Raw genomic sequence first — 9,266 nt, 5'->3', positions numbered from 1 at the left:
GTGGTCAAGGCGGTGACGGGCGAGGAGATCACCCAGAACGGGCTCGGCGGCGCCGACGTCCACGCGGAGACCAGCGGGGTGTGCCACTTCGCGTAGCGGCACAGCCGGCCTGGAGGGCCAGCTGGTCCTGCATCAGCCGGCGTGCGCCCTGGATGACGTCGGAGGGCAGTGTGTCGTAGTCGAGCTCGGTCACCAGACGAGCGACTGCTGCCTCGACAGGGGGGATGTTCTGCATGATGTCCGTGTCTCGCTTCCGCTTCGGTCGACCGCCGTCCGGCGATCCGGCAAGGCACTCCTCGTGTTTCCACATCATATATATTATATTTCCGTTGCTGGCAACCATGGCGTCGTCCGCCGCCCGCCGATGCAGGGCTCCTCAGGGCGTGCGCGCGGCCCAGGACGCGAGGATGCGCAGCCCGTCGTGGGAAGGGGTGCCGGGTTCCGCGGTCAGGGTGACGAGTTGCTGGTCCGGGTCGGCGGGGCAGGTGAGGGTGTCCCAGTGGAGCGTCAGATCGCCGGCGACGGGATGGTGGAGCACCTTGGTGCCGAGGGTGCTGACGGAGACCTGATGGTCGCCCCACCACCGGCGGAAGTCCTCGTCATGGATGCTCAGCTCGCCCACCAGGCCGCACAGGCGCTGGTCCGTCGAGTCGCGGGCGGCTTCCATGCGCAGCTGTGCGACGGAGGTGCGGGCGACGTGCTGCCAGTCGGTGTACAGCGTCCGCATGACGGGGTCGGTGAAGACGAGCCGCACGTAATTGCGCTTCTTCGCAGGTATCCTCGCGAAATCCGTGATCAGGGCGGCGGCCAGGGGATTCCACGCGAGGATGTCCGTCCGGCGTCCCAGGACGATCGCCGGGGTGTCGACGAGGCCGTGGAGAAGGCGCCGCAACTGCGGCTGGACCTTCTGCGGTACGCATCGGCGGCGCCGGGTCGCGTCCTTGTCCGCGAGTTCGTACATGCGTTCGCGCTGGTCGTTGTCGAGGTGGAGAACGCGGGCGATTCTGTTCAGCACCGACGCGGACGCCTGGATACGGCCCTGCTCGATCCGGGCGTAGTAGTCGGCACTGATGGCGGCGAGCAGGGCCACTTCCTCCCGGCGCAGCCCCTTGACCCGCCGCCGGCTGTCGCTGTCCGGCAGCCCCATGGCGCGCAGGCTCAGCGCGCAGCGGTGGTCCTTGAGAAAGGCCCCCAGCTCGTTGCGGCTCGGGTTGCTGGTCATACGTGCGAGTCTGACAGAGAGCCCACCTTCTGTGAGGGGTAGGAATCTCTACCACGATCGGGCCACCCCCGGGGAGTGGGACGCCGTCTCCGGACGCCCTGTCCAGATGGCGGCGCCGTGATCTCCCGCCGATACTCGAAGGCGTTGCTTTCGGACGGCCGGTCCCGCGAAGGTCACCGGCCGGGCCACCTACGCTGCCGAGTTCGATCCCGGCCCGAGACTCGCGTACGGCGTCGTCGGCACGTCGAGTATCCCGAACGGCCGCATCACCGCCATCGACACGGCCGCGGCCGAGTCCGCGCCCGGCGTCGTCTCCGACACCTTCGAGAACGCAACGTGCGCCGCATCGCTCGTACACGCGACGTACGCCGAGGAGCCGGCGGTCACGTCGTTCGAGGAAGCCGCAGCGCGCGCCGTACCACCGAGACCGGGCAACCAGCGGTTCGGCATGCCTGGTGAGTCACGGCGCGGAGACCCATATGCCGCGCTGCGCACGGCTGACGTCAAGGTCGATTCCACGTACGTGATCGCGCGCGAGGATCACAACCCCATCGAGCCGCATGCCACGACGGCGGTCTGGAACGCCGGAACGCTCACTCTGTGGACCAAGACCCAGTGGGTCAGCAACACCGGTGCCGAGATCGCCGCGACCTTCGGGATCCCGCCCGAGCACGTCGAGGTCGTCTCGCGCCACGTAGGCGGCGCCTTCGTCGCCATTCGGCACGAGGGTACGGCGGCCACCTCGCGGTACGAGCAGTACGCGGAGAACCTCCTCGGTCCCACCCGGTTCCTCTATCGGTGCCCGAACGTCGCCACGCGCCATCGCCTCGCCGAGATGAACGTCAACACCCCGTGCTCCATGCGGGCGCCCGGGGAGATCAGCGGCATCTTCGCCCTGGAGTCAGCGATCGACGAACTCGCGGAAGCGCTGGACATCGACCCGGTCGAGCTGTGCCTGCGCAACGACACCGATCACGACCAGGGCAGGAATCTGCCGTTCTCCAGCCGCGGTCTGCGGGACTGCCTCGTCGCCGCGGGACAGTGCTTCGGCTGGGACCGCCGCGACCCGCGGCATCGGATCGATGCGCGACGAGCAGGGACAACTGATCGGCTACGGATGTTCCGCCGCTGGGACTGCCCCTCGAGAAGGTGCGCTCGCCGCGTGCGCCGAGGCGAGGCGCCGAGCCCTCGAACAGGCGGGGGAGACCAGCAGCGACGCCGAACTCGCCGATGTCATGGGGGGGGTTGAACCACACGGTCGAAGCGAGCGCGGACTACCGGCCCGGCGAGGAGTCCAACCGGTACTCGATGCAGGCGTACGGTGCCATCTTCGCCGAAGTGAGAGTCGATGCGGACATCGGTGAGCTGGAGGCGATCTTCGTCGACGACGACGATCCGCATGTCAATCCGCTGGGGACGAAGGGAGTCGGCGAGATCGCGTCGATCGGCGTGGCCCCAGCCATCGCGAACGCCGTGTACCACGCCACCGGCCGGCGGATGCGCAGTCTTCCCATCACGCCGGCGGCTGCCCCCGTGATCAGGCGAAGTGGCTGTTGAACCAGGCGAGCATCTGCTCGGGGTTCTCGGGGAAGTAGTTGTAGCCGTCGAAGCGCACCGTGGTGCCCTCGATCCAGAACAGCTTCTTGTCCTCGGCGCCGATGTTGTCGTAGATGCTCTGGACGTCCTCGGGGCGGGTGGAGGAGTCGGCGTGGACCTGGGCCACTAGCGTCGGGGTGGTGACGGACTTGGCGTACTCCAGCGGAGACAGCTCATCGAGCTCGAAGCTGGTCAGCTTCTTGAACTCGTCGGTGAACAGCTCGACCCCGCCGGGGAAGCCGATGGCCTTGGAGGTCTCCTCGATCAGGTACCGCACCGACATGGGCTGGACCGCCACCATGGCGCGCAGGTTCTCGAACTCCTCAGGGTGCTTGGTCATGCCGACCATCGTGGCGTTCGCACCCGTGCAGCGGCTGAGCAGGCCGATGTGGGAGTTGTCCATGCCCAGGCGCTCGCGGCCGTAGCGCAGGGACCCGATGACGTCGCGGTACTCGAGCCACCCGAGACCGCAGACGCCACCGCTGGCCGCGTCGCTGCGCCCGTGGTTGCGCAGGTCGTAGGCCAGCACGTTGTAGCCCGCGTCGTGCAGGTTCTTGTAGTCGGGAAGGAAGTTGACCTCGAAGTCGACCGAGGGGTTGCTGAACTCCGGCAGGTGCCCGGGGTAGCCGTAGCGGTTGGCGGGCATGGGGTGGTTGGCGATGACGAGCTTGTCGGAGTCGGCCGGGATGAACCAGCCCTCCAGCGTCGTACCGTCCGCAGCCGGGAAACGGACATCCTCGTAGGCCATCCCGTACTCGTCGGGACGCCGCAGGATGGGGGTGCGAGTGGAGAACGCGAGCGCGCGGGCCAGGTTGGAGATGATTCCCTCTGGCGTGATCGTCGACATGAGCAAAAACTCCTGGGTTCAGGGGGGAGTGGCCCGTCAGGCGCCGTTCGTCCGGCGGGGGTCGCGGCAGACGCCGGAAACCGCGGGGAGCTGAACTCCCGCTCTGGCAGGGCTTCTTCGACTCAACCACGACGACCTCCGCCACGCCATGGGGGTTCCGGGGTAGGAAACCCGGCCCCCATGGCGCACCGGGGCCGGCGGTACCGGGTGCGGTGTGCCTGCCCGGCCCGGAGCGGTCGGCCCTCGAAACGTCCTCAAGCCTTGTCGGTCTGCCGCGAAGCGGGCTGCTCCGTGGCGGCCCAGGAGGCGAGGAAGCGCAGTCCCTCGGCCGAGGGCGTCCCGGGTTCGGCCGACCACACGGTCAGCTGCTGGTCGGAATCGGCGGCTGAGCCGAGACTCTCCCAGTCGAGGGTGAGCTCACCGGCCACGGGGTGACGCATCGTCTTGGTACCGAAGGCCCGGTGAGCCACGTGGTGACCGGCCCACCACTGACGGAAGTGCGGGTCCTGGACGGAAAGCTCCCCGACGAGTGCGGTGAGACGCGGGTCGTCCGGATTCCGCGCGGCTTCCATGCGCAGGAAGGCGACGCAGTCCCGGGCGGTCGTTTCCCAGTCCAGGTACCGGTCCCGTACCGTGGGATCGGTGAAAACAAGCCGCACGTAATTCCGCCGCTCCTGCGGTATTCGGGAGAAATCCGTGAGCAGGGCGGTCGCGAGGGGATTCCAGGCGAGAATATCCATGCGGCGGCCGAGCACCATGGCGGGAATGTCGGTGAGGGCGTCGAGAAGGCGCTGCAGCGACGGCCGGACCTGCTGCCCCTTCTGCTGGCGGGGGCGCGCGCTCTCCTTGCCGGCCAGTTCGAACAGGTAGTCGCGCTGGTCGTCGTCCAGGCGCAGAACCCTCGCCAGAACGGTCAGCACCGGCGCGGAGGCCTGGAGCCGGCCCTGTTCGAGGCGGGTGTAGTACTGGGCACTGATCGAAGCCAGCTGGGCCACCTCTTCACGGCGCAGCCCGGGAACCCGCCGCAGCGCCCCTGTCTCCGACAGTCCCATGGCCGCGGGGCTCAGCTCGGCACGCCGAGCCTTGAGGAACTGTCCCAGTTCGCTGCGGTTCACGTCCCTGCTCATGCGAGTCAGGCTACTGCCGCCACCATGCCGGGGCCGCGCCGCAGGGGGGTAGAGATTCATACCCTGCAAAACCGCCTTCCGGCATGCGATTCTCCATAGATGCAGGAATTTCTCTGTACATATTCGGAGAACGGAACCACTTTCGCATGAAGCACGTTTCTCTCGGCGGACTCGAGGTCTCCCGCATCGGTCTGGGCGCCATGTCGATGTCCGCCTACTACACCGGTGCGGGCAGTGACGACGCGGAGTCCGTCCGCACCATCCACCGGGCGCTGGAGCTCGGCGTCACCCACATCGACACCGCCGAGGTGTACGGCCCCTTCACCAACGAGGAGCTTGTGGCCCGGGCCGTGAAGGGGCGCCGGGACCAGGTGGTGCTGGCGACGAAGTTCGGCGGCGGCATCTCCCACAGCGGTCGTGAGGGTGTGGGGCTGGACAGCAGCCCGGCCAGCATCCGCGTCGCCGTCGAGGGCTCTTTGAAGCGGCTGGGTACCGACTACATCGATCTGTACTACCAGCACCGCGTCGACCCGAGCACGCCCATCGAGGAGACCGTGGGGGCGTTGGCCGAGCTGGTGGCCCAGGGCAAGGTCCGGCACATCGGTCTGTCCGAGGCTTCTCCGGCGACGATCCGCCGCGCCCACGCCGTCCATCCGGTGGCGGCTCTGCAGACGGAGTACTCGCTGTGGACCCGTGATGTGGAGGCGGAGCTGCTGCCCGTGCTGCGGGAGCTGGGTATCGGTCTGGTGCCGTACTCGCCGCTGGGTCACGGCTTCCTCACCGGCCGGATCCGCTCCATGGACCAGCTCGCGGCCGACGACTGGCGTCAGGGCAACCCCCGCTTCATCGGCGAGAACTTCCAGCGCAACCTGCGCATCGTCGACGAGGTCGAGGCGGTGGCGGCCGAGGCGGACGCCACCCCGGCGCAGATCGCGCTGGCCTGGCTCCTCGCCCAGGGCGACGACATCGCCCCGATTCCGGGCACCAAGCGTGTGTCCCGTGTGGAGGAGAACAGCGCCGCCGACGGCATCGAGCTGACCGCGGAGCAGATCGCACGACTGGACAGCCTCACCCCGGCGCTCGGCGACCGCCACGACGAGATCGGCATGGCGGTCATCGACCGCTGACGCGGTCACCGCCTGGCCGTGCCGCTCGATTCGAGCCCTCCCCCCACACAAGGACCATTCATCATGACTGCCGTCTCCGCGTATGCCGCCCCCTCCGCCGGAGCGCCGCTCGAGCGCACCACCATCGAGCGTCGCCCCGTCGGCGAGCACGACGTGCTGATCGAAATCAAGTACGTCGGCATCTGCCACACCGACATCCACAACGCCCGCGACGAATGGGGCCGCGGAGGCTTCCCCCTCGTACCCGGCCACGAGATCGCCGGGGTGGTCACCGAGGTCGGCCCCGGCGTGACGAAATACAAGGCCGGCGACCGCGTCGGTGTCGGCTGCATGGTCGACTCCTGCCGGAAGTGCGAGAACTGCCGGAACGGGCTCGAGGTCTACTGCACGGGCGGCGGCCTCGTCGCCACCTACGCCGACACCGAGCGGTACACGGACGGCGCGCCCACGCAGGGCGGCTACTCCACCCACATCGTCGTCGACGAGCACTTCGTCCTGCGCATCCCCGACGGCCTCTCCCTGGAGCAGGCCGCCCCGCTGCTGTGCGCGGGCATCACCACCTACTCCCCGCTGCGCCACTGGAACGCCGGCCCCGGCAAGAAGGTCGCCGTCATCGGCCTGGGCGGCCTCGGCCACCTCGGTCTCAAGTTCGCCCACGCGCTCGGCGCCGAGGTCACCGTCCTGTCGCAGTCCCTGCGCAAGAAGGACGACGGCCTCAAGCTCGGCGCCGACCACTACTACGCCACCAGCGACCCGAAGACCTTCGAGGAGCTGGCCGGCACCTTCGACCTCATCCTGAACACGGTCTCCGCGTCCCTGGACGGCGACGCCTATCTGTCCCTGCTGCGTACCGACGGCACCATGGTCTACCTCGGCATCCCCGAGAAGCCCGTCTCGGCGAACATCGGCTCGCTCATGATGGGCCGCAAGTCGATCGCCAGCTCCGGCATCGGCGGCATCCCCGAGACCCAGGAGATGCTCGACTTCGCCTCGGAGCACGGGGTCGGCGCCGACGTCGAGATCATCGGTGCCGAACAGATCAACGAGGCCTACGACCGTGTCGTGCGCAGCGATGTGCGCTACCGGTTCGTGATCGACAACTCCACCATCTGAGCGTCGGTCGTCACCACGGGCGGCCGGGCCGGACCGAGACCACGCGACCCGGCCCGGCCGCCTGAACCACTTCGCGTCATCTGGAGCGACATCCCCCATGAGCAAAGTTTTCATCATCACCGGTGCCGGTCGCGGTATGGGCGCGGACATCGCCCGCCAGGCACTCAAGGCCGGCCACCAGGTGGTGGCCACCGGCCGCCGCCCCGAGAAGGTCCTCGAAGCCCTCGGCGGTGAGCAGGACAACCTCCTGGCGATCGCCTTGGACGTCACCGACCCGGGCGACGCCGAGAAGGCGGTCCAGGCGGCCGTCGACCGCTTCGGCCGGATCGACGTCCTGATCAACAACGCCGCGAACACCTACGGCGGGTTCTTCGAGACGATCTCCGACGCGCAGATGCGGGCGCAGCTGGAGACGAACCTGTTCGGCCCGATGAACGTCACCCGAGCGGTCCTGCCGGTCATGCGGCGCCGGCGCTCCGGACACGTCGTCTCGATCTCCTCCCTGGCTGGTGTGGTCGGCCTGCCTGGCACCACCGCCTACGCCACCTCGAAGTTCGGACTGGAGGGCTGGATGGAGGCCCTGCGCTTCGACCTGGAGCCGTTCGGCATCCGCACCACGGTCGTCGAGCCGGGCTACTTCCGCACCGAGCTGCTGACGGACGCCTCGTCCAACGTCGCGGAACTGTCCATCGACGACTACGCGGAGCGTTCGGCGGCCATGCAGGCGGGCCGTGCGCGTATGAACGGCCGGCAGCCCGGTGACCCCGTCAAGCTCGCGGACGCCCTGCTGAAGGTCGTGGACCTGGACGAGCCGCCGCTGCGGTTCGTCGCCGGCTCGGATGCCATCGAGGCCGTCGCGGTCAAGGCCAGGGAACTGCTGGCGCAGGCCGAGGCCTCGCGTGAGCTGGGTATGGACCTGGCCCACACCGACGCCGCCTGACCAGACACGACACACTCTCCAGAGAGGACACCATGGAATTCGTTCAGCGGCAGGCCACGAGCAAAGCGCCGGCGGACTGGTTCACCGGCGACGTGTGGTGGGACGTCATCCACGCCGGCCAGGAGCCGTCCCGGATGCGGGCCAACCTCGTCCGCTTCGCCCCGGGCGCGCGAACGAACTGGCACTCCCATGTGCTGGGCCAGACCCTGCACGTCGTGTCCGGCGTCGCCCTGATCGGCACCCGTGACGGCACGGTCTTCGAGGCCCACCCGGGCGAGACCGTCACCTGCCCGCCCGGCGAGGAACACTGGCACGGCGCCACCCCCGACCGCTTCATGGAGCACATCGCCATGTGGGAGGGCAGGGGCGACGGCACCCCGGAGACCGAGTGGAGCGAGCCGGTCACCGACGAGCAGTGCGACGGCCCCCGCACCACCAGCCACTGACGCGCAGGCCTCGTCCACAACGCCATTGACGGTGCGACGGCGTCGAGAAGGCGACCTCCTTCTCGACGCCGTCGGCGTACCTAGTCACCATCCCAGATCGGAGTCACTCCATGCGTTACGCCGTTCTCGGCACCGGCAGTGCCGGCCTGACCATTGCTGCCAGGCTCGTGTCCCTCGGGCACGAGGTCATCATCGGCACCCGAAACCCGCAGGACACCCTGGCCCGCACAGAGCCGGACAGGATAGGGAACCCGCCGTTCGCCGAGTGGCGGACCGCCCACCCGCAGGTGGGTCTCGCGACCTTCGCTGAGGCCGCGGCCTTCGGCGAGGCCGTCGTCAACGCCACCGCCGGCACCATCAGCCTGGTGGCCCTCGAGGCCGCGGGCGCCGAGAACCTGGCGGGGAAGGTGCTCGTCGACATCTCCGACCCGATCGACATCAGCCAGGGCCCCGTGCTCAACCCCGGCAACACCGACAGCCTCGGCGAGCAGATCCAGCGCGCGTTCCCCGATCTCAAGGTCGTCAAGGCCCTCAACACCATGAACTGCCGGGTCATGGTCGACCCGTCGCGTGTTCCGGGTCCGCACAACGTGTTCATCTGCGGCGACGACGCCGACGCCAAGAAGAGCGTGACCGAACTGCTCCACTCCTTCGGCTGGCCGCAGGACAGCGTCATCGACCTGGGCGACATCATCTCCGCCCGTTACACCGAGATGCTGGCGCCGATCTGGCTGCGGATACTGCAGAAGCTCGGACACACCGATTTCAACTTCCACATCCAGGTCGCCGGCAACGAGGCCTGAGGGATACACAGAAGAACGGTGTCGGGGGGGGGGCCGGGGGGCGGG

The 9,266-nt window shown here is 68.6% G+C and carries 10 protein-coding genes and 1 pseudogene; 8 read left to right on the top strand and 3 right to left on the bottom strand.

The annotated features are described in order from the left end of the window. Positions 1-93 (top strand): annotated as a pseudogene (locus ACWEN3_RS33845) (carboxyl transferase domain-containing protein); the annotation flags it as partial. Positions 94-376: 283 nt separating this feature from the next. Here ACWEN3_RS33845 and ACWEN3_RS33840 read toward each other — a convergent pair. Then, positions 377-1,222, bottom strand: coding sequence for a helix-turn-helix domain-containing protein (locus ACWEN3_RS33840; protein ID WP_452978720.1), 846 nt, complete (start codon positions 1,220-1,222; stop codon positions 377-379). Positions 1,223-1,670: 448 nt separating this feature from the next. Here ACWEN3_RS33840 and ACWEN3_RS33835 point away from each other — a divergent pair, with 448 nt between their 5' ends. Further along, positions 1,671-2,471, top strand: a complete 801-nt coding sequence (locus ACWEN3_RS33835; RefSeq protein WP_452978717.1) for a xanthine dehydrogenase family protein molybdopterin-binding subunit — start codon at positions 1,671-1,673, stop codon at positions 2,469-2,471. After that, on the top strand, positions 2,468-2,779 hold the full coding sequence (locus ACWEN3_RS33830) for a hypothetical protein (RefSeq protein ID WP_452978714.1): 312 nt from the start codon (positions 2,468-2,470) through the stop codon (positions 2,777-2,779). Before ACWEN3_RS33835 ends, ACWEN3_RS33830 begins: the two co-directional genes overlap by 4 nt. Here the strand turns inward: ACWEN3_RS33830 and ACWEN3_RS33825 are convergent. After that, positions 2,760-3,665, bottom strand: coding sequence for an alpha/beta hydrolase family protein (locus ACWEN3_RS33825; RefSeq protein WP_452978712.1), 906 nt, complete (start codon positions 3,663-3,665; stop codon positions 2,760-2,762). The two genes, ACWEN3_RS33830 and ACWEN3_RS33825, sit on opposite strands and share 20 nt — an antisense overlap. Before the next feature lie 254 nt (positions 3,666-3,919). Continuing rightward, a complete protein-coding gene (locus ACWEN3_RS33820) occupies positions 3,920-4,792 on the bottom strand; it encodes a helix-turn-helix domain-containing protein (RefSeq protein ID WP_452978709.1) in 873 nt (290 codons plus the stop codon). 146 nt (positions 4,793-4,938) lie between these two features. Between ACWEN3_RS33820 and ACWEN3_RS33815 the strand changes: the two genes are divergently transcribed. The 5 genes from ACWEN3_RS33815 (at position 4,939) to ACWEN3_RS33795 (ending at position 9,221) form a co-directional block, all read left to right on the top strand. Beyond that, on the top strand, positions 4,939-5,919 hold the full coding sequence (locus ACWEN3_RS33815; RefSeq protein WP_452978707.1) for an aldo/keto reductase: 981 nt from the start codon (positions 4,939-4,941) through the stop codon (positions 5,917-5,919). A 63-nt stretch (positions 5,920-5,982) separates the two neighbouring features. Further along, positions 5,983-7,032 (top strand): NAD(P)-dependent alcohol dehydrogenase, encoded by a 1,050-nt coding sequence (locus tag ACWEN3_RS33810; RefSeq protein WP_452978705.1) that lies wholly within the window; start codon positions 5,983-5,985, stop codon positions 7,030-7,032. A gap of 97 nt (positions 7,033-7,129) precedes the next feature. Continuing rightward, positions 7,130-7,972 (top strand): SDR family NAD(P)-dependent oxidoreductase, encoded by an 843-nt coding sequence (locus ACWEN3_RS33805; protein ID WP_452978702.1) that lies wholly within the window; start codon positions 7,130-7,132, stop codon positions 7,970-7,972. Positions 7,973-8,004: 32 nt separating this feature from the next. After that, positions 8,005-8,418, top strand: coding sequence for a (R)-mandelonitrile lyase (locus tag ACWEN3_RS33800; protein WP_452978699.1), 414 nt, complete (start codon positions 8,005-8,007; stop codon positions 8,416-8,418). A gap of 110 nt (positions 8,419-8,528) precedes the next feature. Next, positions 8,529-9,221: an NADPH-dependent F420 reductase gene (locus ACWEN3_RS33795; RefSeq protein WP_452978697.1), complete on the top strand. Its 693-nt coding sequence runs from the start codon at positions 8,529-8,531 to the stop codon at positions 9,219-9,221. Positions 9,222-9,266 lie beyond the last annotated feature (45 nt).

It is taken from the genome of Streptomyces sp. NPDC004561, from assembly GCF_053602155.1.
The sequence above is the reverse complement of the archived record's forward strand: the minus strand, read 5'-3'. Positions and strand labels throughout refer to the sequence as shown.